The 25217-nt window shown below is 56.9% G+C and carries 23 protein-coding genes; 16 read left to right on the top strand and 7 right to left on the bottom strand.

What is annotated here, in order from left to right:
- Positions 1 to 40: 40 nt before the first annotated feature.
- Positions 41 to 937, bottom strand: a complete 897-nt coding sequence (locus tag KGP22_RS09745; RefSeq protein WP_223582051.1) for a LysR family transcriptional regulator — start codon at positions 935 to 937, stop codon at positions 41 to 43.
- Positions 938 to 1066: 129 nt separating this feature from the next.
- On the opposite strand from KGP22_RS09745, the gene KGP22_RS09740 reads away from it, so the two are divergent.
- On the top strand, positions 1067 to 1639 hold the full coding sequence (locus KGP22_RS09740) for a flavin reductase (RefSeq protein WP_047174584.1): 573 nt from the start codon (positions 1067 to 1069) through the stop codon (positions 1637 to 1639).
- A gap of 218 nt (positions 1640 to 1857) precedes the next feature.
- The gene (locus KGP22_RS09735) at positions 1858 to 2268 is read left to right on the top strand and encodes an SgcJ/EcaC family oxidoreductase (RefSeq protein WP_223582050.1); all 411 of its coding nucleotides are present in this window, start codon (positions 1858 to 1860) and stop codon (positions 2266 to 2268) included.
- Here KGP22_RS09735 and KGP22_RS09730 read toward each other — a convergent pair whose 3' ends face one another.
- Positions 2269 to 2757, bottom strand: a complete 489-nt coding sequence (locus KGP22_RS09730; RefSeq protein WP_223582048.1) for a hypothetical protein — start codon at positions 2755 to 2757, stop codon at positions 2269 to 2271.
- Between the two features lie 426 nt (positions 2758 to 3183).
- On the opposite strand from KGP22_RS09730, the gene KGP22_RS09725 reads away from it, so the two are divergent.
- The 7 genes from KGP22_RS09725 to clcB all read left to right on the top strand — a co-directional run bounded on the left by KGP22_RS09725 (position 3184) and on the right by clcB (position 9826).
- Positions 3184 to 3807 carry a glutathione S-transferase family protein gene (locus KGP22_RS09725; protein WP_039025385.1) on the top strand — a complete coding sequence of 208 codons (624 nt, stop codon included), beginning with the start codon at positions 3184 to 3186 and terminating at the stop codon, positions 3805 to 3807.
- A gap of 159 nt (positions 3808 to 3966) precedes the next feature.
- Entirely contained in the window at positions 3967 to 4704 is a 738-nt protein-coding gene (locus KGP22_RS09720; protein ID WP_223582046.1) for a YoaK family protein, read from the top strand.
- A 276-nt stretch (positions 4705 to 4980) separates the two neighbouring features.
- A complete protein-coding gene (gene osmY / locus KGP22_RS09715) occupies positions 4981 to 5691 on the top strand; it encodes an osmoprotectant ABC transporter permease OsmY (protein ID WP_223582044.1) in 711 nt (236 codons plus the stop codon).
- Between the two features lie 18 nt (positions 5692 to 5709).
- Positions 5710 to 6609, top strand: a complete 900-nt coding sequence (gene osmX, locus KGP22_RS09710; RefSeq protein ID WP_223582042.1) for an osmoprotectant ABC transporter substrate-binding protein OsmX — start codon at positions 5710 to 5712, stop codon at positions 6607 to 6609.
- Positions 6610 to 6617: 8 nt separating this feature from the next.
- A complete protein-coding gene (gene osmW / locus KGP22_RS09705) occupies positions 6618 to 7265 on the top strand; it encodes an osmoprotectant ABC transporter permease OsmW (protein ID WP_023311514.1) in 648 nt (215 codons plus the stop codon).
- Complete coding sequence (gene osmV, locus KGP22_RS09700; protein WP_223582040.1) at positions 7265 to 8413, top strand: osmoprotectant ABC transporter ATP-binding protein OsmV; 1149 nt, start codon at positions 7265 to 7267, stop codon at positions 8411 to 8413. Before osmW ends, osmV begins: the two co-directional genes overlap by 1 nt.
- Before the next feature lie 102 nt (positions 8414 to 8515).
- Complete coding sequence (gene clcB, locus KGP22_RS09695) at positions 8516 to 9826, top strand: voltage-gated ClC-type chloride channel ClcB (protein ID WP_223582038.1); 1311 nt, start codon at positions 8516 to 8518, stop codon at positions 9824 to 9826.
- On the opposite strand, the gene bioD is transcribed toward clcB, so the two are convergent.
- The 3 genes from bioD to KGP22_RS09680 form a co-directional block, all read right to left on the bottom strand.
- Positions 9761 to 10456 (bottom strand): dethiobiotin synthase, encoded by a 696-nt coding sequence (bioD, locus tag KGP22_RS09690; protein WP_223582036.1) that lies wholly within the window; start codon positions 10454 to 10456, stop codon positions 9761 to 9763. The two genes, clcB and bioD, sit on opposite strands and share 66 nt — an antisense overlap.
- Positions 10457 to 10586: 130 nt before the next feature.
- A complete protein-coding gene (gene mlc / locus KGP22_RS09685; protein ID WP_111965729.1) occupies positions 10587 to 11807 on the bottom strand; it encodes a sugar metabolism global transcriptional regulator Mlc in 1221 nt (406 codons plus the stop codon).
- A 94-nt stretch (positions 11808 to 11901) separates the two neighbouring features.
- A complete protein-coding gene (locus KGP22_RS09680; RefSeq protein ID WP_223582034.1) occupies positions 11902 to 12834 on the bottom strand; it encodes a LysR family transcriptional regulator in 933 nt (310 codons plus the stop codon).
- A gap of 121 nt (positions 12835 to 12955) precedes the next feature.
- Here KGP22_RS09680 and KGP22_RS09675 point away from each other — a divergent pair, with 121 nt between their 5' ends.
- Entirely contained in the window at positions 12956 to 14209 is a 1254-nt protein-coding gene (locus tag KGP22_RS09675) for an MFS transporter (RefSeq protein WP_111965727.1), read from the top strand.
- A gap of 75 nt (positions 14210 to 14284) precedes the next feature.
- Here the strand turns inward: KGP22_RS09675 and KGP22_RS09670 are convergent, their stop codons facing one another.
- Both KGP22_RS09670 and KGP22_RS09665 read right to left on the bottom strand, forming a co-directional pair.
- Positions 14285 to 15676 carry an APC family permease gene (locus KGP22_RS09670; protein ID WP_045284883.1) on the bottom strand — a complete coding sequence of 464 codons (1392 nt, stop codon included), beginning with the start codon at positions 15674 to 15676 and terminating at the stop codon, positions 14285 to 14287.
- Between the two features lie 356 nt (positions 15677 to 16032).
- Positions 16033 to 17451 carry a glutamine synthetase family protein gene (locus tag KGP22_RS09665; RefSeq protein WP_047075214.1) on the bottom strand — a complete coding sequence of 473 codons (1419 nt, stop codon included), beginning with the start codon at positions 17449 to 17451 and terminating at the stop codon, positions 16033 to 16035.
- A 214-nt stretch (positions 17452 to 17665) separates the two neighbouring features.
- On the opposite strand from KGP22_RS09665, the gene puuD reads away from it, so the two are divergent.
- The 6 genes from puuD (at position 17666) to KGP22_RS09635 (ending at position 24877) form a co-directional block, all read left to right on the top strand.
- A complete protein-coding gene (puuD, locus tag KGP22_RS09660) occupies positions 17666 to 18430 on the top strand; it encodes a gamma-glutamyl-gamma-aminobutyrate hydrolase (protein ID WP_115876060.1) in 765 nt (254 codons plus the stop codon).
- A gap of 25 nt (positions 18431 to 18455) precedes the next feature.
- Positions 18456 to 19013: an HTH-type transcriptional regulator PuuR gene (puuR, locus tag KGP22_RS09655; protein ID WP_111965724.1), complete on the top strand. Its 558-nt coding sequence runs from the start codon at positions 18456 to 18458 to the stop codon at positions 19011 to 19013.
- Positions 19014 to 19170: 157 nt separating this feature from the next.
- A complete protein-coding gene (puuC, locus tag KGP22_RS09650) occupies positions 19171 to 20664 on the top strand; it encodes an aldehyde dehydrogenase PuuC (protein ID WP_111965723.1) in 1494 nt (497 codons plus the stop codon).
- A complete protein-coding gene (locus tag KGP22_RS09645; protein ID WP_223582032.1) occupies positions 20661 to 21941 on the top strand; it encodes an FAD-binding oxidoreductase in 1281 nt (426 codons plus the stop codon). The genes puuC and KGP22_RS09645 overlap by 4 nt, the downstream gene beginning before the upstream one ends.
- Positions 21942 to 21966: 25 nt before the next feature.
- The gene (gene puuE, locus KGP22_RS09640) at positions 21967 to 23238 is read left to right on the top strand and encodes a 4-aminobutyrate transaminase (protein ID WP_223582030.1); all 1272 of its coding nucleotides are present in this window, start codon (positions 21967 to 21969) and stop codon (positions 23236 to 23238) included.
- Between the two features lie 151 nt (positions 23239 to 23389).
- On the top strand, positions 23390 to 24877 hold the full coding sequence (locus tag KGP22_RS09635) for a carboxypeptidase M32 (RefSeq protein WP_223582028.1): 1488 nt from the start codon (positions 23390 to 23392) through the stop codon (positions 24875 to 24877).
- The last annotated feature ends 340 nt before the right edge of the window (positions 24878 to 25217 follow it).

Raw genomic sequence — 25217 nt, 5'->3', positions numbered from 1 at the left:
TCCGCTTTGTGCCAGCAGCGGACGTTGCGCGGTATGTTAGTTATGATACGAAATGTTTGCGTAAGATTTTTTCTAATAGTGAAAAAATTACTGTGACCCTTTTTGGAGTAATCGTCTGATAAGGCCGATATAAATAAAATTGCCATTTCTCCTGTCGCAGTTCTGGCAGGGGTTTTATGAGTTGACCATTTGCTAAGCACTCTCTACAGATAAAATCGCTGGACTGTACAACCGTTTTGCCAGCCAAAGCGGCCTGAATTTCTGCGTATGGGTCCGTAGTATAAAATTCAATATGACGAGGGACAAAGGTATTCACTGCGTCACTCATAAATTCAAAGATTTTTCCCGTTTCAGGATTAAGTAAACCACTGAATGGATAACGTTGCCGAAGATCTTCTAAATCCGTTGGAGCTCCCAGGCGCGCAACGAGTTCTGGGGATGTTACCAAAATATGTTCCACCTGCGTGATATTTTTAATGATAAAGTTTGGATTAGGTTCTCGCCCGACGCGTATACCTATATCGATACGATGCTCGACAGTATCAAGTTTCATCATGTCTAAACGCCAGTCGATAAATAATTCAGGATATGGGCGTAGCGCAGTCAATAGTTCATATAATACTTGTTCATGCTTTGGAAATCGAAGCGACGTGATACGGACAATGCCCTTCATTTCATTATCATCTTTCGCCGTCTGAAATAGTTTTTCCGAATCCTCAAGCAGTCGCCTGGCTTGAGGTAAAAAAAGCTCACCGAAGCTTGTGAGAAAGATCGAGCGAGTATTGCGTCTGAAAAGGGGTTCATCAAGCTGTTTCTCCAGCTCAGCGATTGTTCGTGTTACAACCGATGGTGAAACCGAAAGCTTTATAGAGGCTTCGCGGAAGTTGAGGGTCTCAGCGGCGATGATAAAAAACTTCAGAGCATCAAGTTTGTTCATGATTGTTGTGAAAGTTGCAATAATGTTTTTTGATATTAGCAATTAACTTGCAATTATTCCAGTCGTATAATCAAACCATCAAACAAGTAATCTATCGTATCCTTTTATCAGAACTTTGAAGAGTAATTTATGGCAATACAACCAGTAGAATTAAACAAAGCCTATCGTTTATTGCAGGTAGGGCCAACGACGATGATATCGGCTAAAAATAATGGTATTGAAAATGTCATGGCAGCTGCCTGGGTGGGATTAGTAGGCAATAACAAAGTGATGGCTTTTATAGGTCCACAGGCATTTACACGCGGCCTTGTCGAAAAAAGTGGATATTACGTTGTCCAGGTCCCAGTAGTAAATCAGATGGAAATGGTTTTATATGCAGGCGGTCACAGTTATTCTGACACACCCGAAAAAAACAATAAAATCCCACTTTTTTATCAGAAAGAGTTTGATCTGCCTTTAGTTGTAGGTTGCGCTGGCTGGCTAGTCTGTAAGGTTATACCCAATGAAGAAAATGAAAAGCAGCACAACTTGTTCATGGGGGAAATTGTCGGAGCATGGAGTGATGACCGCGTTTTCAGGAATGGGCACTGGATTTTTGATGATGCGCCTGATGAACTACGTACTGTCCATTACGTAGCTGGCGGACAGTTTTACGCCATTGGCAAAGGTACAAAATTTAATTATGGTCCGGGAAAAGACTAATCCTTACTTCTGTATAAATGTAGCCATAGAAAATGGCTCCATAGAGGTAAGAACACCAAAATCAACCCATTAAAGATGTCCGCTCTTCGCTCTTAGCAGACCTAACGTTACCTCCCCCACCTCTTCCCCCAACGCTACCAGCCATAAAACCTGGTAGCTATACAAACACGCCAGACTGTTACGTTAATACGTGTTTACCCTTTAACGAGGAATCGTGCATGACCCCACATCCGCTACGCCAGATAATCGAATCCTGCGACCACGCCATTACCACCAAAAACTATGACGCGCTGATGGAATACTACGCCGAAGACGCGGCTCTGGTAGTTAAGCCCGGCATGACGGTGAAAGGCAAAGAAAACATCCGCAACGCGTTTATTGCCATCTCGGATTATTTCCTGGACCAATTGATTGTGGAACAAGGAGAGATGCAGGTGATCGAAGGTGGCGGCAATGCCCTCGTTATCATGGAAACCGTTCTGCGTTTTCCTGATGGTCAGGGTGGAATTACGGAAATGTCGCGCCGCGCGACCTATGTTTTTCGGCTGGAAAGCGACGGTCGCTGGCTTTGTACTATCGACAACTCCTACGGTACGTCGCTTCTGGATACCGGGAACCGATCGCGCTAATCACGGTTTCAAAGGGGCGCTGCCGCCCCTCCACGCCAGCCACTTAATGCGCAGTACCTTCACAAACTCAGCCAGCAGCCACACCATATCGTGCAGCAGGCCCGTCAGCTCTTTCGCTACGTGAGCGGGCAGCGTTCCACCCATCACCGCCTGTGTCAGCGCCAGAACATAGTCCACCTGAGTCAGCGTGTCCTGCCAGCAGTCCGGCACGCAGGAGTTTATTTTCTCACCCATGATCAACTGTTCAATCAGGTATGGCGGAAGCTCGACATCACAGAGTTCACGCAGCCTGCGCAGAGCCTGAAGGAGACGCTCGTACAGCGCAGTACGGCTCGCGACATCATCGGTTTCGACCAGCACGCTTACCAGCGCGGCGCAGTTGTCGGCGACGTCAAAGAGATCGGCATCGGCCGGAAGCGGTCGGGAGATACGTTGCAGAATGACGTTTTTGTCAGACGGGAGATAAGTCAGAGTTGGGATAGTCGCCATACAAGGCTTCCTTCTATATGGAGTTTATTTACCACCCTTTGAGTTCCTACGCTCGGGGGGTAGCGCTGACAGAGGTAGGAATACCGCCCATATAGAAAACGGCCAGCCTAACGGCTGCTCCGTCAGCGCCACCGTTATTGTAACGAGATCGGCACTGCTGCGACATACGTAATGTCACTATATGGTTGACGGGTTCCTACGCCCGATTGCGGATGTGCCGCAACGCAGGCACTTTACGACCGCGACCCGTTGAGGAAAAGACATAACGCTGAATTTCATAAGGTTACTTTGCGGTTTGCGAGGCGCCTTCCAGAAACATTCACCGGGGCCACACAGAGCACACCCCACCAAATTTTGCCCCAACCTCTCTGGCACATCTGGTGTATTGTTTTTAAACAATAACATCCATTAAAGGACACCTGCGCAATGATCAGCATCCTCGGCAAAACCACTTCCATCAACGTTCGTAAAGTGCTCTGGACCTGCGAAGAAGCGGGCATAGCCTATCAGCAGGAAGATTACGGCAGCGGTTTTGCCTCGACGGAAACGGATGCCTTCCGCGCACTGAACCCCAACGCCATGGTGCCGGTGCTGATTGACGGTGATTTCGTGCTGTGGGAGTCCAATTCCATCTGCCGTTATCTGGCGCGCAAGGCCGAACGTCACGATCTGCTGCCCGCAGAACCGCAGGCCTGCGCCAACGTTGAGCGCTGGATGGACTGGCAGGCCACTGAATTTAACAACGCCTGGCGCTATGTCTTCCCGGCGCTGGGGCGTAAAAACCCGGACTTTAACGACCCTGAGCGCATTGCGGCGGGAATCAAAGAGTGGAACCACTGCATCACCATTCTGGAAAACCAGCTGCAGCGCACCGGGGCCTTTGCGGCGGGCGAGACGTTTACCCTCGCGGACGTGGTGCTTGGGCTGTCGGTGAATCGCTGGAAAATGACGCCGTTTGATAAGCCAGACGTGCCCGCCATTGAGGCCTGGTTCGAGCGCCTTAACCAGCGTCCGGCATTTTTGCGTCACGGCAATAACGGCATGATATAAAACTTAATGCCTGAATGAATACCGCAACAAGGCTGTTTTATTTAATTACGAAACCCTGATTGTCGTCAGAGGGAATAATAATTAAGCCATATCCTGGACAGCCCATTGCACCGCTTTGCTAGCCTGAATAGTCAGGCAAAGCTCAACCCGGAGGTATTCTTGCTGATAAGACTCAAGAAAGAACGAACGCATAAGGAGGATCGCCGGCTTGCTCTCTGGCTGGCGACCTCGGCAGGTTTGCTTAACGCCATCGCCCTTGGGGCATTTGGTTTTTTTCCCTCACACATGACCGGCAACACCTCACAGTTATCCAGCGAAGTTTCTTCTACCGATCTGAGCGATATTATTTTCTTCGGCTCGATTATTCTCTCATTTGTGGCTGGCGCCATTATTGCGCGCACAATTGTCATATGGGGTATTATCCATAACGTCAGGCTGGTTTTTTGCCAGATCCTTTTTGTCGAGGGGATATTACTGACCGGCGTTTCCTTCTACGAAATGTATTTCCATGCGCTCACCAGCAACCGCGAAATTATTCTTTTTCTCTGCTTTCTGATGGGCATTCATAATTCCACCTCCACGCAGCTTTCCGGCGGACGGGTGAGATCGACGCACATTACCGGCACGCTAACGGACGCGGGGATTTCTCTGGCCTCCGTCATGGTGGCGATGCTGCGCAGGGATTACTCCAAAGATACGGCGGCGCAAAAAAGTCAGCTAAAAACCCACTTAACCACCCTGTTTTCGTTCATTACGGGCGGTATCGCGGGGCTGCTGCTGTTCAGATGGATTGGCTTTAACGCCATGCTAGCGCTGGGGTTGATGCTTGCGGTTGTCGCCGTGGTATCAATTATCACCGTCTCGTCGCGGGTTCGACGAGTGCGTGCCACTCTATGAAGATAATGCCATGTTTTCAGTGTAAGAGCTCTTTAGATGTGACGTTGTCACATCTAAAGATTCGCTTTAGGACTATTCTGCCCGCCACTCAATCAGGCCTTACGCCGTAAGGCCTGGCTTAAGGTTGTCACTGTTTTCATAGGGTTACTGATTTTACCCCTTCGCTGGAACCCTTCCCAAACGCTTGCTATAGGTGAAATACCCCTGCCGAAACATGGCATAACAACAGGCAACCGGTGGTTGCTATAACGCATGCGCACAGGGAGACACACCGCAATGCACCCATTACTCAAACGTTCGCTGCTGTTTGTCGGTGCCATTATCGTGGTCCTCGCCCTCCTCGTCTGGGGCATTGGGCTTGAGACGATAAGAGCGCGCCAGGTTGACCTGGTCTACCTCGGGCAACAGCACATGATTCTGGTTTTCTCATCAATGTTCTTTGCCCTGATGGTGGGTATTCCGGCCGGTATTCTGCTGAGCCGCCCGGCCGCGCGGGGAATCGCCGAATATGTGATGCAAATCTTCAACGTAGGCAACACGCTGCCGCCGCTGGCCGTGCTGGCCCTGGCGATGGTGGTGATTGGCATTGGCGATACGCCCGCCATTATCGCCCTGTTCCTCGCCTCGCTGCTGCCGATCGTCCGCAATACCTATGCCGGGCTGTGCTCGGTCCCGCCGTCGCTGCTGGAAGCGGCAAACGGCATCGGGATGACCAAATGGCAGCGTCTGCGTCAGGTTGAGCTGCCAGCCGCCTGGCCGGTGATGCTCTCCGGCATTCGCATTGCGACCGCCATTAACGTTGGTACCGCGCCGCTGGCGTTCCTTATTGGCGCCAGCAGCTACGGCGAGCTAATTTTCCCCGGCATTTATCTGAACGATTTCCCGACCCTGATCCTCGGCGCGGCGGCCACCGCCCTGTTCGCCCTGATCCTCGATACCCTGCTGGCGGCGCTGGGTCGCGTGATGAGTCCCCATCTCCCCCGATAACAATAACAAGGAGCTTTTATGAGACTGATATCCGGCCTGGCGACGCTGTGTGCCGCGGCGCTGTTCACCAGCCAGTCGATAGCGGCCCCGCTGATTCTGGCGACCAAGAGCTTTACCGAGCAGCACATTCTCTCGGCGATGACCGTGCAGTACCTGCAGAAGAAAGGATTCCAGGTACAGCCGCAAACCAATATCGCCACGGTGATCTCCCGCAACGCGATGATCAACAAGCAGATTGATATGACCTGGGAGTACACCGGCACGTCATTAATCATCTTTAACCACATCAACAAGCGCATGTCGCCCCAAGAGTCTTACGAGACGGTGAAACGCCTGGACGCGAAGCACGGTCTGGTCTGGCTCAAGCCCGCCGACATGAACAACACCTATGCGTTCGCCATGCAGCGCAAGCGCGCCGAGGCGGAACATATCAACACCATGTCGGAGATGGTGGCGAAGATTGAGCAGATCCGTAAAACCAACCCGGACAAAAACTGGCTGCTGGGCTTAGACCTGGAATTCGCCGGGCGTAGCGACGGTATGAAGCCGCTTCAGGCCGCCTATAAGATGGACCTGGACCGCCCGCAGATCCGTCAGATGGACCCCGGACTGGTCTATAACGCGGTGCGCGACGGCTTCGTCGACGCCGGGCTGATTTATACCACCGACGGCCGCGTGAAGGGCTTCGACCTCAAGGTGCTGGAAGACGATAAAGGCTTCTTCCCGAGCTATGCGGTCACCCCGGTGGTCCGTAAGGACACGCTGGAGGCCAACCCCGGCCTGGAAGAGGCGCTCAACACCCTCTCGGCCCAGCTCAACAACGACGTTATCACCGAGCTAAACAAAAAGGTGGATATCGACCATCAGTCACCGCAGCAGGTCGCCCGCGATTTCCTGCGTAGCAAACAGCTGCTGTAGGAGGCACTATGGAGACGATTCACTACATTCTGGACAACTGGGATTACCTCTTAACCCTGACGCTGCAGCACCTGTGGCTGGTGGCGCTGGCCGTAGGTTTAGCCATCATCATCGGCGTACCGCTGGGCATTCTGATTGTCCGCCACAGGTGGCTGGCGACGCCGGTGCTGGGGATTGCCACCATCGTGCTGACCATCCCGTCCATTGCGCTGTTTGGCCTGATGATCCCGTTGTTTTCGCTGATCGGTCAGGGAATTGGCGCCCTGCCCGCCATTACGGCGGTGTTTCTCTACTCGCTGCTGCCGATTGTGCGTAACACCCATACGGCGCTGGACAGCCTGCCGCCGGGCCTGCGTGAAGCCGGACGCGGCATCGGCATGACCTTCTGGCAGCGCCTGCGCTGGGTCGAAATCCCGATGGCGCTGCCGGTGATTTTCGGCGGGATCCGCACCGCCGTGGTGATGAACATCGGCGTGATGGCGATTGCCGCGGTGATCGGCGCGGGCGGTTTGGGCCTGCTGCTGCTCAACGGCATCGGCGGAAGTGATATCCGCATGTTGATTGCGGGCGCGCTGATGATTTGTCTTTTAGCGATTGTGCTCGACTGGCTGCTGCACCGTCTGCAGGTGGTTCTGACTCCGAAGGGGATTCGATAATGATAAAACTGGAAAACCTCACCAAACAATTTTCACAGAAGCACGGCCAGACCTTTAAGGCCGTCGACAACGTCAACCTGAACGTGCCTGAAGGGGAAATGTGTGTGCTGCTGGGCCCGTCCGGCTGCGGGAAGACCACCACACTGAAGATGATTAACCGCCTCATTATCCCAAGCAGCGGGACGATCCTGATCAACGGCGAAGACACCAGCGGGATGGACACCGTCACCCTGCGCCGCAACATAGGCTACGTGATCCAGCAGATTGGCCTGTTCCCGAACATGACCATCGAAGAGAACATTACCGTCGTGCCGCGCATGCTGGGCTGGGATAAAGCGCGCTGTAAAACCCGCGCCGAAGAGCTAATGGATATGGTGGCGCTGGATCCGCATAAGTTCCTGAATCGCTATCCGCGCGAGATGTCCGGCGGCCAGCAGCAGCGCATCGGCGTGATCCGCGCCCTGGCGGCGGATCCTCCGGTACTGCTGATGGATGAACCTTTCGGCGCGGTGGACCCGATCAACCGCGAGGTGATCCAGAACCAGTTCCTGGAGATGCAGCGCAAGCTGAAAAAAACCGTCATGCTGGTGAGCCACGATATCGACGAAGCCCTGAAGCTCGGCGACCGTATCGCGGTGTTCCGTCAGGGGAAAATCGTGCAGTGCGCCAGCCCGGACGAACTGCTGGCGAAACCAGCAAACGAGTTTGTCGGCTCGTTTGTCGGTCAGGACCGCACCCTGAAGCGCCTGCTGCTGGTATCGGCGGGCGACGTCACCGACCAGCAGCCGACCATTACGGTGCGGGGCTCTACTCCGCTTTCCGAAGCCTTTGCGACCATGGATGATAATGATATTCGCGCAATTACCGTAGTCGACGAGCACGGCAAGCCGCTGGGCTTTGTGAAGCGTCGCGAAGCGCGTAACGCCAGCGGGACCTGCGCCGACATCCTGCATCCGTTCCGCATGACCGGCAAGGCGGAAGACAACCTCCGCGTGGTGCTGTCACGCCTGTATGAGAGCAACACCAGCTGGATGCCGATCGTAGATGAGGACGGGCGCTACAACGGCGAGATTTCTCAGGACTATATTGCCGAGTATCTGAGTTCAGGTCGTACGCGCCGGGCGCTGAATATTCACACCGACAGCTAACCTTTCTGGCCGGGCATTGCCCGGCTTTTCCGCACGCATACCTTTTGCTAACCCCGCGATTTCCCGCCACAATATTGTATCTTTCCCGTTTACTCGCGACTCATGCAACGTCTTCATACTTACCCCGACATCCGCGCGATGTTTCGTCGACTGCTGATTGCTACCGTCACCGGCGTGCTGGCCGCGCTGGCCGTTGCGGTGTTCCGCCACAGCATGTATCTGCTGGAGTGGCTGCTTCTCAGTAACGACAGCGGCAGCCTGGTGAATGCCGCCGCGTCGCTCTCACCCTGGCGGCGCGCGCTGACGCCCGCGCTAGGCGGGCTGGCTGCCGGGCTACTGCTCTGGGGATGGCAGCGCCTGACCGCTCAGCGGCCACATGCCCCTACCGATTACATGGAAGCGCTGGAGACGGGCGACGGTCAGTTTGACTACGGCGCCAGCCTGGTTAAATCCCTTGCCTCTCTGCTTGTCGTTGCCAGCGGAAGCGCAATCGGGCGTGAAGGGGCGATGATCCTGCTTGCTGCCCTCGCCGCCTCCTTTTTTGCCCGGCGCTTTACGCCCAAGTCCGAATGGAAGTTATGGATCGCCTGCGGCGCAGCGGCCGGGATGGCCAGCGCCTACCATGCTCCATTAGCCGGAAGCCTGTTTATTGCGGAGATTCTGTTTGGCACCCTGATGCTGGCCTCGCTCGGCCCCGTCATTATCGCGGCGGTGGTGGCGCTGCTCACCACGCAGCTCCTGGCGCCGGGTACCGGCACGCTCTACGCGGTCCATTTGAGCGGCACACTCACCGCAGCCGATTATGCCCTGCTGGTCGCCATGGGGCTGCTGGCAGGGCTTTGCGGACCGCTGCTGATGTGGTTGATGGCATTCAGCCACGGTCTTTTCCTGCACTTAAAACTCTCGCCTCCGTGGCAATTAGCGCTGGGCGGTGCGATCGTTGGGCTGCTGTCTCTTCTGACGCCGAAGGTGTGGGGGAATGGCTACAGCGTGGTTCAGGCTTTTCTGCTCGCGCCGCCGCTGCTGTCGGTGATTGCCGGAGTGTTCATCTGTAAGCTGCTGGCTGTACTGGCGAGCAGCGGATTGGGTGCGCCGGGCGGGGTGTTCACGCCCACGCTGTTTGTCGGCATGGCAACAGGCATGCTATTCGCGCAGTTTTTCGCGCTGTGGCTGCCGGGTTCTGAAACGGCTATTTTGCTGGGGCTGGCAGGGATGGCAACGCTACTCGCCGCGACCACGCATGCGCCCATTATGTCGGCGCTGATGGTCTGTGAAATGACCGGACAGTATTTTTTACTGCCCGGTTTGCTGGTCGCCTGCGTGGTGGCGTCCGTATTGTCGCGGACGTTACGCCACGACTCGATCTACGGTCAGCACGCCACCGAGGGCAGAGAGATCGATGTACTGCGCTAGCTCGCGCTGCTCGGCGCGTGGCAAATAAGGCAGCTCGCCGACTAATGGGCCAGGCAGTTTGGTGCTCAGCACGTCAATAATCTCGGCGTAGTGCGCCAGGCCCGGGTTGATGCGGTTTGCCACCCAGCCAATCAGCGGCAGGCCGTCATTGGCAATCGCCTGCGCCGTCAGCAGCGCGTGGTTGATGCACCCTTCCTGGATCCCTACCACCACTACCACCGGAAGCTGCTCCTGCACAACCCATTCAGACAGCGGGCGCAAATCATTCATCAGGCTGCGCCAGCCGCCCGTCCCTTCAACCACTACGTGGTCAACCTTCTCGCTCAGGTTCGCCAGTCCGTCGGACAACAGGGGATAATTAATCAGGCCGCTGTGCGCTACGCTGCTCTCCTCTTCGCTTAACGCAATGGGATTGACCGCGTGATAAGGCAGTTCCAGTGACGAGACGCTTTGCAGCACCAGGGCGTCTTTATTACGCAATCCTTCTGGCGTCTCTTTACTGCCTTTTGCGACCGGTTTGTACCCTGCCACGCGTTTACCGCTTGCTGCCAGCGCCTGCAGCAATGCGCGGGATACGACGGTCTTGCCGACAGAGGTATCTGTACCAGTAACAAAGAAACGCTTAAGCATGACTCACTCCACCTCTTGGGTATGCTTCGAAAATATAAACCAGGTAAATAATTCAGTGGAGGAAGTCTACGGGATGCATGCGCTACCCGGCTTGAGATAGCGCAATTTTTCTTACATCAGCGGAAAAGAGTTAACCCTGTAGCAGGCGGATCAACAGCGAGCCGTTATACATGGCATCTTTGACCAGCGCCGCGCCTGCCATCGTGCCCTGGTTGGAAAACTGGGTGCTTTCTACCGCAATATTTTTGCTGTAGGCGGGAAGCGACTGCTGATGGATACAGGCCGAGATCGCCGGGAAGAGGATTTCCGCCGCCTGGCTCAGCGGTGAGCCAATGAGGATTTTTTGCGGGTTGAAGAGGTTCACCATAATGGCCAGAATGCGGCCAACGTTGTTCCCTACTCCAGTAATAATGTCCTTCGCCAGCAGATCGCCCTGGCGCGCGGCGGCGCAGAGAGAATCCACCGTTAAGGGTTGTCCGTGCAGCGAGGAGCTCATGGACTGGCTGAGCCGGACCTGCGCCAGTTCCAGCACGCTTTCCACGCTGGCAATGGTCTCGAGACAGCCGTGGTTCCCGCAGTAGCAGCGCTTGCCGTACGGGTCGACCTGGGTGTGGCCGATTTCCACCAGGCTGCTGCTTCCGGCGTGGAGAAGTCGTCCATCGGTAATCACCCCCGCGCCGACGTTATGGTCGATAACCACCTGAATCACATCCCGCGCGCCCCGGGACGCGCCGAACAGCGCTTCCGCCATCGTCCAGGCGCTGATGTCATGCTGAATATAGACCGGCACGCCGGTATGGTTTTTCAGCACCTCTCCCAGCGGCATCTCTTTCACATCGTCGTAGAACGGCATGCGGTGAACAATACCATTTTCGGTATCAATAATACCCGGCATGGTGATGGCGATCGCCGTTAAGCGTTCAAGGCGCTGCTGATGGCGGATAAAGAAGCGATCGATGTGCGAGACTATCGCCTCAAGGAGCGACTCCTCGGCGTTGAGCGGCAGTTCAAGACGGTCTTCCACCACCAGCTTGCTGCTCAGGTCGCGCAGCGCAAGGAAGATCTCCCCCCGGCTGATGCGCAGCGACAGATAGTGCCAGGCCTCCGTCTCCACCACCAGCCCAACGGCCGGACGGCCACGGCTGCCCGGCTCCTGAATTTCCGTCTCCTGAACCAGGTGTGCTTCCAGCATCTCGCGGACTATCTTGGTGATACTGGCAGGTGCCAGCTGTGCCAGGCGCGAAAGATCGATACGCGAAACCGGACCAAGCTGATCAATCAGGCGATACACCGCGCCAGCGTTGGTCTGCTTAATCTGATCAATATGCCCTGGCTGACTATCCGCGACCACCTCGTACTCCCTTATTTTCGAGCTTCGAAATAAACTGTTGGCTATGGTGAAGCACTTGTATGGCTGCCGTCAAATATTTACTTAGCCATGTGATTTACCGCACATTTTTGCCCACTTTTGCCTGAAAATGCTGCCCGGCAGAGGCGTTCATCAACTGCTGTTTGAAGCGCTGCGCGGCGTGGCTCTGTTCTCGATGTTTTGACCAGACCAGCCACATCTCTGAAACGGCATCCTCTTCGGCAATGGTTACCCAGCGCATTTCGCGCAGTTGTACCCGTTTAAAGGAGGCTGGAAGAATAGAGACGCCCAGCCCGGCGGCGACCAGGCCGATAATCGTCATCGCTTCCCCGACTTCCTGGGTGATGACCGGGGCAAGATCGTAGCGGCGCATCAGCCCCAGAATATCGTCATACAGACCTGTTCCAACCTGCGGGTCAAAAAAGACAAACGGCTCTTTTGCCAGCTCAGCCAGCGAAACCGTCGGACGCGACGCCAGCGGGTGATCGTGCGGGATCATGGCCATCAGCGGCTCGCGCAGGATCACCTCCCACTCCAGCGAGTCCGGCAGCTGGGTATTGCGCATCAGCCCCAGATCCAGCGAGCCTTCATTCAGCGGCGCGATCTGCTCGCGGGTGTTGATCTCGCGCGTTTGAATGTGAACATCCGGGAAATGGCGGCGGAATGACGACAGGGTTTCCGAGACGGCGCTGATAAACGGCGCGGACGAGGTAAACCCGATGCGCAACTCTCCGGCTTCCCCGAGATAGAGCCGTTCTGCCCGAGCGGCGGCGTCATCGACCATGCTCAGAATTTGTCGGCTGTCGTTCAGAAACTGCTTACCCGCCGCCGTCAGGCTCACGCTGCGGTTGGTGCGGGCCAGAAGGCGCGCCCCGACCTGCTGCTCCAGGATCTGTATCTGCTGGCTTAACGGTGGCTGAGAGATATTTAGCCGTGCCGCCGCGCGGCCAAAATGCAGCTCTTCGGCGACGGCGACAAAGTAGCGGAGATGACGCAGCTCGATATTCATATTTCTAAAGTATCATTTGAGATTATTAATATATTAGACAGAATATTTACATTTTCCTACCCTTAACAGGTGGTCATACCCGTCACCAGAAATCACGGGGATGTTTAAGCAAGGAAACTGTGTGAGTCGTACAACTACTATTGATATCGATCCGGCCAGAGATATCAATGATTTACCCGCAGCATCGCAGCCGGTTCAGTTCATTAAACGTGGTACTCCCCAATTTATGCGCGTCACGCTGGCGCTCTTTTCCGCCGGTCTGGCAACCTTCGCCCTGCTCTATTGCGTACAGCCGATCCTGCCCGTTCTCTCCCATGAGTTTGGCGTATCGCCTGCCAGCAGCAGCGTTTCACTCTCTATTTCTACCGGCATGCTGGCGATTGGCCTGCTCTTTACCGGGCCGCTGTCCGACGCCATTGGCCGTAAACCGGTGATGGTAACCGCGCTGATGCTGGCCTCGGTTTGTACGTTACTCTCGACCATGATGACCAGCTGGCACGGTATTCTGGTGATGCGCGCGCTGATTGGGCTCTCGCTTAGCGGCGTGGCGGCGGTCGGGATGACCTATCTCAGCGAGGAGATCCACCCGAGCTTTGTTGCCTTCTCTATGGGGCTTTACATCAGCGGGAACTCGATTGGCGGAATGAGCGGACGTCTGCTGAGCGGGGTATTCACGGACTTCTTTAACTGGCGTATTGCGCTGGCAGTCATCGGGTGTTTTGCGCTGGCATCTGCCCTGATGTTCTGGAAAATTCTGCCGGAATCGCGTCATTTCCGCCCGACCTCGTTGCGCCCGAAAACGCTGTTTATCAATTTCCGTCTGCACTGGCGCGACAAGGGGCTGCCGCGCCTGTTCCTGACCGGCTTCCTGCTGATGGGCTCGTTCGTCACGCTGTTTAACTATATTGGCTACCGCCTGATGCTCTCGCCGTGGCATCTGAGCCAGGCGGTGGTCGGCCTGCTTTCCGTGGCTTACCTTACCGGCACCTGGAGCTCGCCGAAGGCCGGGGCGATGACCGCACGCTATGGCCGCGGCCCGGTCATGCTGTTCTTCACGGCGATGATGCTGGTCGGCCTGTTGCTGACGCTCTTCTCCTCCCTGTGGCTGATTTTTGCCGGCATGCTGCTCTTCTCCGCGGGGTTCTTCGCCGCGCATTCGGTCGCCAGCAGCTGGATTGGACCGCGCGCCCGTCGCGCCAAAGGTCAGGCATCGTCGCTGTATCTGTTTAGCTATTACCTGGGGTCCAGCATCGCCGGGACCCTCGGCGGTGTCTTCTGGCATAACTATGGCTGGAACGGCGTGGGCGGGTTTATCGCGCTGATGCTGTGCGCCGCGCTGCTGGTGGGCGCAAGCCTTCATAAACGTCTGAGATAATACGCCTGCGGGCTGATGTCCGTTAAGGCGCGCCATCCAGAAAAACGGCACCAGCGTACTGGTGCCGTTTCACGTTCAGGAATCCCAGGCCTGCTCTATCTTACCGGCTTCAAACTGCGGAGGCGGTTTGCGGAAACGGCGCGTGAGCCACGTCAGGTAAAGGATCCCCAGTGCCGCCCAGATGAGGCCAAGCGTCAGGGACGTCGCTTCGAGGTTTATCCACAGCACGCCGACCGTGACGGCACCGATGAGCGGCAGCAGGAGATAGTGGAAACGATCTTTCCACGTTTTGTTCAGCCCCTTACGCCGCCAGAAATGGTTGTACACCGAGAGATTAACAAACGTAAACGCCACCAGCGCGCCGAAATTGATCAGCGCCGTCGCGGTCACGAGATCGAAGTACAGGGCCGACAGCGCCACTATCCCAACCATAATGACGTTCAGGGCCGGCGTACGCCATTTCGGATGCACGTAGCCAAACACCCGCTCCGGAAACACGTTGTCACGCCCCATCACATACAGTAAGCGCGAGACGCTGGCGTGCGAGGCCAGGCCTGAAGCGAGCGTATTCACAAACGTGGTACACAGAAACACCGACTGGAAGAGCTTGCCGCCCACGTACAGCGCTATTTCCGGCAGCGCGGCGTCCGGGTTCTTGAAGCGCGCGATCGTCGGGAAAAAGAGTTGCATGAAAAACGAGGCAACAATGAATATCAGCCCGCCATACAGAGCGGTGAGGAAAATCGCTTTGGGGATCACCCGCGCCGCGTTTGGCGTCTCTTCCGACAGCGTGGTGACCGCGTCAAAGCCGAGGAAAGAGAAGCAGACGATAGTCGCGCCGGTAATAATCGGGATCAGGTGTGCGTTCTCGCTGATAAACGGCTGGAGCGACCAGACGGTGCCGACGCCCTCCCCCTTGTGCAGACCGTGCACCACGAGTATGACAAACACCACCATGATGGCGATCTGCACCAGCACAAACAGGGTGTTAAAGTTGGCGACCAGATTCACACTCTTGAGGTTCGCCAGCGTCAGGATCGTTACAAACCCCACCACCCAAACCCACGGCGGGACTTCAGGGAACAACGCGGAAAGGTAGATCTTCGCCAGCAGCACGTTGATCATCGGCAGGAAGAGATAATCCAGCAGCGATGACCAGCCGACCATAAAGCCTAAGTGGGGTCCGATCGATTTCTGCGTGTAGGTATACGCAGAGCCTGCTTCCGGGAACTGTCGTACCAGTTTACCGTAGCTGATGGCGGTAAACATGACGCCAGCCAGCGCCAGGAGATACGAGGCGGGCACGTGGCCGTTGCTGATACCGGACACAATGCCGAAGGTATCAAACACGGTCATGGGGGTGAGATAAGCCAGCCCCATCATGACCACCTGCCAGAGCTTGAGGGAACTGCGCAGCCGGGTTCTTCCGGCCATGCCCGGTGAGTCAAGAGAGGTGTTAGTCGCCATAAACCGTCCCCCCCATGCTTACCGTGGTTTGCAATCGCGCTGTCCTTAACGCAAACCTGCTTAGCAAAGGGGGAAGTTGTAAAGAACACACGCGATCGTACCAGCGCACCGTCTCTGGCTCGCACTCACAGCAGGCGCCTGACTGGCCCCCTTCGCCCTGTGGATAGTTGAACATCTGCATCATTTCCTACCTCGTCACACAGTGTCGTTAAGAAAATCCCTGTGCCGCCTGCGCTCCATAACGCGACTCCCGGGAGATAGCTGGCGTGCCAGCAAACAGTTAGGCCAGGCTCCGCGCAGGCCGTTTGGTGTTACGTATGAGATGAAACAAAGCGGCCCCTTACCGGGGCACGTCATCAGGCGTTTTTCAGCATCCACTCAATTTCCGTTTCGGTAATCAGGCGTTCAAACTGCAGTAATTCATCGTTTTTGCAGGCGTGATAGACGTGGCAGAAGCGTTCGCCCAGCCGCTCGCGCAGGCTATCGTTTTGCATAAATTCCCACAGCGCATCGCTCTGGCGGATCGGGAACGGCAGTCCGTCCTGCTCCAGACCATTTCCTTCCACTTCTTCCTGCAGCGGTAAATCGTTATCCAGGCCATGTAAAATGCCGGCAAAAATAGCCGCCATCACCAGATACGGATTCGCGTCAGCGCCCGCTACCCGGTACTCGACCCGATGGTTATGGCGATCGCCGCAGGGGATACGCAGGGCAACGGTGCGATTATTGTGTCCCCATGACGCCTGCGTCGGCACGTACATTCCCGGCTGGAAACGGCGGTAGGAGTTGACGTTCGGTGCCAGCAGCGCCATGGACGCAGGCATCAGGTCGATCATCCCGGCCAGCGCGCGTTTCAGCAGCGCGGAATCCTCGCCGCTGGCGTCTGCGAGCACGTTTTCGCCTCGGTTGTTTTGCATGCTGATATGGATGTGCATCCCGCTGCCCGCATGTTCTTCATACGGCTTTGCCATAAACGTGGCGTGCATCTTATGTTTTTCTGCCATCTGCCTGACGAGACGTTTTAGCGCCAGCGCATCATCGCAGGCATCGAGCACGTTTTCCGTATGGTGCAGGTTTATCTCAAACTGGCCCGGAGAGGCCTCAGCCACTGCCCCGTCGGCGGGGATCAGCTGCAGCTGCGCCAGTTCGTCAATGTCGTTCAGTACGTCAGCAAAGTGGTTCAGATTATCAACCGAGTAGACCTGACTCTGCGTGTTGCGCACGTCGGTCCCCGGCGCGCAGGGTGGCTGCAGATAGCCGTCGGCATCGCGTTTACGGTCAAGTAAATAGAACTCCAGCTCTACCGCTACCACGGGGAACAGGCCGCGCTGGCGCAGCTGCTGCCAGAGTCGGTTGAGTACGTTCCGCGGCTCAACGTCAAAGGGAGCGCCATCTTCATCGACCATGGTGAGCTGCACCTGACCAATGTATTCCGGGTCGGCGGCGGACGGCGTCAGGGTGCCCGGTACCGGCACGCAGATACAGTCCGGCTCGCCGAGCTCCTGTCCCAGGCCCGCCTCTTCCACGACGTTACCCAAAATGTCCATGGCGAAAACCGATGCCGGGAAATAGCAGCCTTTTTCAAGCTTGCTCAGTCCGGCAACCGGGATGCGTTTACCGCGAAAACAGCCGTTCAGGTCGGTCAGGAGGACATCAATAAACTGGGTGTCAGGATACTTTTCTAAATAGCGCTTCACTTCCTGCGTAAAGGCGCTGCCCCGCCTCTCATCCGTGTGCTGAACAAAGTTCTCAACTTCTACGATATTGGTTTCCATGATTTACCACCGTTTTTGGGATTTGCGTTCGCTGCTCTGGACTGTCAAATATAATGTCCACCCTATCGAATCTGTATGCAAATAAATTGTTTGTCAAATGTTAAATTAAGTTTGCAAAAGGCAGATCTCGTTGCTAGATTGAGAAAATATTGAACGAAAAGGCCGTTTTGCAGGCGAAAATGGCCTAAATTTAGTCCACTTTGTGAGGGCGATCATGGAAAATATAATGAACAAGCCAGTTATTGGCGTGGTGATGTGTAGAAACAGGCTTAAGGGTCATGAGACCCAGACACTGCAAGAAAAGTACCTGAATGCCATTATTAACGCGGGGGGTTTACCGATTGCCTTACCGCATGCGCTGGCTGAGCCAGAGCTGCTCACCGCTCTGCTGCCCACCCTGGACGGGATTTACCTGCCGGGCAGCCCAAGTAACGTGCAGCCGCACCTTTATGGTGAAAACGGCGATGAGCCTAACGCCGATCCCGGGCGAGATCTTCTGAGTATGGCGCTGATTGCCGCCGCGCTCGAAAGGCGCATCCCCATTTTCGCCATCTGCCGGGGGCTGCAGGAGCTGGTTGTTGCGACGGGGGGGACGCTGTATCGCCGCCTGTTCGAGCAGAACGACCTGCTCGAGCACCGGGAAGATCCTGAACTGCCGGTTGAGCTACAATACGCTCCGTCCCATGAAGTTCAGGTTCAGGAGGGAGGACTGCTGTCTCAATTAATACCAGGCTGTAACACATTTTGGGTAAACTCGTTACACGGGCAAGGTGCACGAACGTTAGGAGCACGGCTTCGCGTGGAGGCCCGCTCGACGGATGGGCTGGTCGAGGCGGTCAGCGTTCATGACCACCCTTTTGCCCTCGGCGTGCAATGGCACCCCGAATGGAACAGCAGCGAGTACGCCCTGTCCCGTATGTTGTTTGAAGGTTTTATCACCGCCTGTCAAAGCCACATTGCCGAGAAGCAGCGGCTTTGACCACTACCGTAAAGGAAATGCAACTATGAGCGATGACGGACTGGCGCCAGGGAAACGTCTGTCTGAGATCCGCCAGCAGCTGGGTCTCTCGCAGCGGCGTGCCGCCGAACTGTCTGGGTTAACACACAGTGCCATCAGCACCATTGAGCAGGACAAAGTCAGTCCTGCTATCAGTACGCTGCAAAAGCTGCTGAAAGTCTATGGGCTGTCGCTCTCGGAATTCTTTTCGGAACCGGAAAAACCTGATGAACCGCAGGTGGTTATTAATCAGGAAGACCTTATCGAAATAGGCAGTCAGGGAGTTTCGATGAAGCTGGTTCATAACGGAAATCCGAACCGTACGCTGGCGATGATTTTTGAAACTTACCAGCCTGGAACCACGACCGGAGAGAGGATCAAACATCAGGGTGAGGAGATCGGTACGATACTGGAAGGTGAAATATTGTTGACCATTAATGGCCAGCAATATCACCTGGTTGCGGGGCAAAGCTATGCCATCAATACCGGCATACCGCACAGCTTCAGCAACACCTCGGCAGGCGTCTGCCGCATTATCAGTGCCCACACCCCCACCACGTTCTAATTACCACTCAGTCCCGGCGTAAGCGCGCTTACGCCGGGAAATATAAAAACGATCGCTGTCGGCATTTAACGGGTTAATTCCCGGGATGCCCCACGGCTTCGTATTGCCTGAAACGGCCATGCCTTTATTTATCTGATTGCGAAAGAAAGGAGTGAATATGCATTTTCAGCACCTGACTTACTGGCAGGATAAAGCAAAAAACAGCGCCATTGAGACCCGGTTATTTATTAACGGTGCCTATTGTGACGCCGCCGATAACACCACGTTTGCAACCGTCAATCCCGCGACCCAGCAGACGCTGGCGAACGTCGCCCGGGGCAAGCAGGCGGACGTGGACCGCGCGGTTCAGGCCGCGCGTGAGGTATTTGAGCGCGGTGACTGGTCGCAGGCGTCTCCGGCGCAGCGCAAGGCCGTGCTAAATACGCTCGCCGATTTAATGGAACGCCACGGCGAAGAGCTGGCATTACTGGAAACGCTGGACACAGGTAAACCCATCCGCCACAGCCTGCGCGACGATATTCCCGGCGCGGCGCGCGCCATTCGCTGGTACGCCGAAGCAGCGGATAAAGTCTACGGCGAAGTGGCGCCTACGGGTCCGGGCGAGCTGGCGATGATCGTGCGCGAGCCAATCGGAGTTGTTGCGGCCATCGTCCCCTGGAACTTCCCGCTGCTGCTGGCCTGCTGGAAGCTGGGCCCGGCGCTGATCGCGGGCAACAGCGTGATACTGAAACCGTCGGAGAAATCGCCCCTCACCGCCCTGCGGCTGGCCGGACTGGCGAAAGAGGCGGGCCTGCCTGACGGCGTGCTGAACGTGATAAGCGGTTACGGCCACGAAGCGGGCCAGGCGCTGGCATTGCATCCGGAGGTCGAGGTGCTGACGTTTACCGGCTCTACCCGTACCGGCAAGCAGCTGTTGAAGGACGCGGGAGAAAGCAACATGAAGCGCGTCTGGCTGGAGGCGGGCGGCAAAAGCGCCAACATTATCTTTGCCGACTGTCCGGACCTGGACAAGGCCGTGAGCGCGACCGCCGCCGGGATTTTTTATAACCAGGGGCAAGTCTGTATCGCCGGTACCCGTCTGCTGCTCGAAGACAGCATCGCCGATGAGTTCCTGGCCAGGCTAAAAGCGCAGGCTCGTCACTGGCAGCCGGGCGATCCGCTCGACCCGGACAGCACGATGGGCATGCTCATCGACGCTGCGCACGCCGATACCGTCCACACGTTCATTCGCGAGGGAACCCGGAAAGGCACGCTGCTGCTGGACGGGCGGGAACAATCATGGCCTTCCGCAGTCGGTCCAACCATTTTTGTCGACATTGACCCCGCCTCCCCGCTGTGCCGGGAAGAAATTTTCGGACCGGTGCTGGTCGTCACCCGTTTTAAATCCGAAGAGGAAGCCTTAACGCTGGCCAACGACAGTGAATACGGGCTTGGCGCAGCGGTATGGACCCGCGATCTTTCCCGCGCGCACCGCATGAGCCGCCGCCTGAAGGCCGGCTCGGTCTTCGTCAATAACTATAACGACGGTGATATGACCGTTCCCTTTGGCGGCTATAAGCAGAGCGGCAACGGTCGCGATAAGTCCCTGCACGCGCTGGAAAAATTTACCGAACTGAAAACCATCTGGATTGCCCTGGAGCCTCAATCATGACCGAACATACCACCAGCTACTACGCGGCCAGCGCGAACGCTTACGAACCCTTCCCGACGCTTAACGAGTCGATCAGCTGTGACGTGTGCGTGGTGGGCGGCGGCTATACCGGCCTCTCCTCCGCGCTGCATCTCGCCGAAATGGGCTATGACGTGGTGCTCCTTGAAGGGGCGCGCATCGGCTTCGGCGCCAGCGGACGCAACGGCGGCCAGCTGGTTAACTCCTACAGCCGCGATATCGACGTGATCGAGAAAAACTACGGGCCCGATGCCGCCAGAATGCTCGGGAGCATGATGTTTGAAGGCGGGGAAATCATCCGGGAACGCATCCAGCGCTATCAGATCCAGTGCGACTATCGTCCCGGCGGGCTGTTTGTGGCGCTTAACCATAAGCAGCTGGAGACGCTGGAGGAGCAAAAAGCCAACTGGGAACGCTACGGCAACACGCAGCTGGAGTTGCTGGACGCCAGCGCCATTCGCCGGGAAGTCGACAGCGAACGCTATACCGGCGCGCTGCTGGACCGCAGCGGTGGGCATATTCATCCGCTGAACCTGGCGATCGGCGAAGCGGACGCCATTCGCCTGAACGGCGGGCGGGTATATGAGCAGTCCCCGGTGACCTCCATTCAGCACACCAGCCCGGCCGTGGTGAGCACGCAGCATGGCCAGGTGACGGCCCGCTACGTGATCGTCGCCGGGAATGCCTATCTCGGCGATAAGATCGAACCGGAACTGGCAAAACGCAGCATGCCCTGCGGCACCCAGGTTGTAACCACCGCCCCGCTGCCGGAAGAGGTCGCCCGCACGCTGATCCCCAATAACTACTGCGTGGAAGATTGTAACTACCTGCTGGATTACTACCGTCTCACCGCCGACAACCGCCTGCTGTACGGCGGTGGCGTAGTGTATGGCGCGCGCGATCCGGACGATGTCGAGCGCCTGGTGATGCCAAAGCTGCTGAAAACCTTCCCTCAGCTGGCAGGCGTCAAAATCGACTACCGCTGGACGGGCAACTTCCTGCTGACCCTGTCCCGTATGCCGCAGTTTGGTCGTCTGGATAAAAACATCTATTACATGCAGGGCTACAGCGGCCACGGCGTGACCTGCACCCACCTGGCCGGACGGCTGATCTCGGAACTGTTGCGCGGCGACGCCGAGCGCTTTGATGCGTTTGCTAACCTCCCGCACTACCCCTTCCCGGGCGGCCGCAGCCTGCGGATTCCATTTACGGCGATGGGCGCGGCGTACTACAGCCTGCGCGATCGTCTTGGCGTATGATCGTTTCGACAAAAGGGTATCTGACATGAGTAACCAGGAATTTCATCAGCGCAGACTTTCTGCCACCCCGCGCGGCGTAGGCGTAATGTGTAATTTCTTTGCCCGCTCGGCGGAGAATGCCACGCTTACCGACGTGGAAGGCAACGACTATATTGATTTCGCCGCCGGGATCGCGGTACTGAATACCGGCCATCGTCATCCTGAACTGGTAGCCGCAGTAGAAAAACAGCTTCACCAGTTCACCCACACGGCCTACCAGATTGTGCCGTATGAAAGCTACGTTTCATTAGCTGAAAAACTTAACGAGCTGGCCCCGGTGCAGAGCCCGGCCAAAACGGCGTTCTTCACAACGGGCGCGGAAGCGGTGGAAAACGCCGTTAAAATCGCCCGGGCCCACACCGGCAGACCGGGCGTGATTGCCTTCGGGGGAGGCTTTCACGGCCGCACCTATATGACCATGGCGTTAACCGGCAAGGTCGCGCCTTACAAGCTGGGATTTGGTCCCTTCCCGGGGTCGGTTTATCACGTGCCGTATCCCTCCGAGCTGCACGGCATCACGACGCAGGATGCCATCACGGCGATAGAACGCCTGTTCAAAGCGGATATTGAGGCGAAACAGGTGGCGGCGATTATTTTTGAACCCATCCAGGGTGAAGGCGGATTCAACGTCGCCCCACCCGAGCTGGTGTCCGCCATCCGCCGCATCTGTGATGAGCACGGGATCGTGATGATTGCCGACGAAGTGCAGAGCGGCTTCGCCCGAACGGGTAAGCTGTTTGCCATGGAACACTACGCGGACAAACCCGACCTGATGACGATGGCTAAAAGCCTGGCAGGCGGAATGCCGCTGTCCGGCGTGGTGGGCCGCGCCGAAATCATGGACGCGCCGGCTCCCGGCGGTCTGGGGGGGACCTATGCAGGCAACCCGCTTGCGGTGGCCGCCGCGCACGCGGTGCTGAAGATTATCGACAACGAGTCGCTATGCGCGCGCGCCCGTCAGCTTGGCGATCGGCTGAAAGCCACGCTGGAGGAGATTCAGGGCACCTTCCCTGCGCTCGTGGCGATAAGGGGAAGAGGATCGATGATCGCGGCGGAGTTTTTTGATCCCGAGAGCCGTGAACCGTCGGCCGCCATCGCGCAGGCGATCCAGCAAAAGGCGCTCGCCCAGGGCCTGCTGCTGTTGATCTGCGGCCAGTACGGCAACGTGATCCGCTTCCTTTATCCGCTGACCATTCCGGATGCTCAGTTCAGCCAGGCGCTGGCAATCCTGCAACAGGTTATGCGCGATAAGTCCTGAGTGCCCACCGAAAACCGTCTCCCGGAATGTCGGGGACGGTTTTCTACGGAGGAGATCGGCATAGATTTCCTCCGTGTGGGAAATGTTGGGGAATTTGCTCGGTTTCATTGTATGCTCCCTGAAACACATCCCCGGCATGAGGAAATAAGAATTGCAAAAAACATCAGCCTATCAGTCACTTGTGAAAACCTTCCAGCGTCTCTCCCGCTTCTCGCACCTCTCCTCCATCGCCAGCTGGGACATGTTCACCATGATGCCGCCCGGCGGCAGCGCCGCGCGCGGTGAGGCGCTGGCAGAGATGAGCGTCCTGCAGCACCAGCTCCTGACCGATAAAAAAGTCGGCGACCTGTTAGCGGCGGCGGCAGGAGAAGATCTGAATGACGTCGAACAGGCCAACCTGCGCGAAATGACGCGCCAGTACCAGCAGGCGACCCTGCTGCCGGAATCGCTGGTGGAAGCCAAATCTCTGGCGGGCAGCAGGTGTGAACACGCCTGGCGTACTCAGCGCCCCGCCAACGACTGGCAGGGCTTTTCCGCCAACCTGAAAGAGGTGGTTAAACTCAGCCGCGAAGAGGCTCGCCTGCGGGCTGAAGCAAAAGGCTGTACGCCTTACGACGCGCTGCTGGACATTTTTGAACCCGACATGACCAGCGCGCGTCTGGACGTTCTGTTCGGCGACATGAAGTCCTGGCTACCGGACCTGCTGGCAAGCGTGGTGGAAAAACAGGCTCAGCGGTCGTTTATTCCCCCGCAGGGCCCCTTCCCGACGGCAACACAGCGTGAGCTGGGCTTGGAGGCCATGAAGATGCTCGGCTTCGATTTTAACGGCGGTCGCCTCGACGTGAGTGCGCACCCCTTCTGCGGCGGCGTACCGGAAGACGTGCGCATCACCACGCGCTACGACGAGGATGAACTGCTCAGCGCGCTGTTTGGCGTGATCCACGAAACCGGACACGCGCGCTACGAACAAAACCTGCCGCGCGCGTGGGCAGGACAGCCGATTGCGCTGGCCCGCTCAACCGCGATCCATGAATCGCAGAGCCTGTTCTTTGAGATGCAGCTGGGGCGCAGTGAAGCTTTCCTCAGGCATCTCCTCCCCGCGGTACGCGCCCGTTTTGGCAGCCAGGCGGCGTTCAGCGAAGAGAACTTTATTGCCTGGAACCAGCGCGTGAAGCCGGGCTATATCCGCGTCGATGCGGACGAAGTGAGCTACCCGGCACACGTGGTGCTGCGCTATGAGATTGAGCGGGCGCTGATCAACGGCGAGATTGAAGTGGACGATATTCCCGCCCTGTGGGACGAGAAAATGCAGGCCTGGCTCGGGTTGTCCACCAAAGACAACTACCGCAACGGCTGCATGCAGGATATCCACTGGACCGACGGCGGTTTTGGTTACTTCCCGTCGTACACGCTGGGGGCTATGTATGCCGCACAGCTGTTCCACGCCGCGAAAACTGCGCTTCCGGGTCTGCAGGCCTCCATCGCTGAGGGCGATTTTTCCGCACTCTTTGAGTGGCTGCGCCAGAACATCTGGCAGCACGGTAGCCGCTTCAGCACGTCGCAATTAATCACCCAGGCGACGGGTGAAGATCTGAATATCCGTTACTTCCGCGAGCATCTGACCTCCCGCTATTTGTAATCTGTTTGGCCGGGGCTGAGGGACCTCAGGTAAAAGAGCCGTATGTTACCCCTCACCCCAGCCCTCTCCCTCATGGGCTGAGGAATCCCCAGTAATTCTTTACCTGAAGCGATGAACGTTGCTTCGTCAAAATTAATGACTTACAGCGACAACCTGGTCCGGCTGTAAATCGCCGAAGCGTTTCCGTAAGGCCGGGGCGAGGCGCAGGGATGCGTCGAGAGGGCGTGGCCTGCAGGGATGCAGGCTCATGCCCGACCCGATAGCCTGAAGGAATAAGCTGAGGGCACCGCGAAGCGGCGATTTACCGCCGGGAGCCCGGGTCGCCAGGGTGGTGGCGATT

This window comes from Enterobacter sp. JBIWA005 (genome assembly GCF_019968805.1).
GTDB classification, from domain to species: Bacteria; Pseudomonadota; Gammaproteobacteria; order Enterobacterales; family Enterobacteriaceae; genus Enterobacter; species Enterobacter vonholyi.
This window is presented reverse-complemented; position numbering and strand designations above follow the sequence as displayed.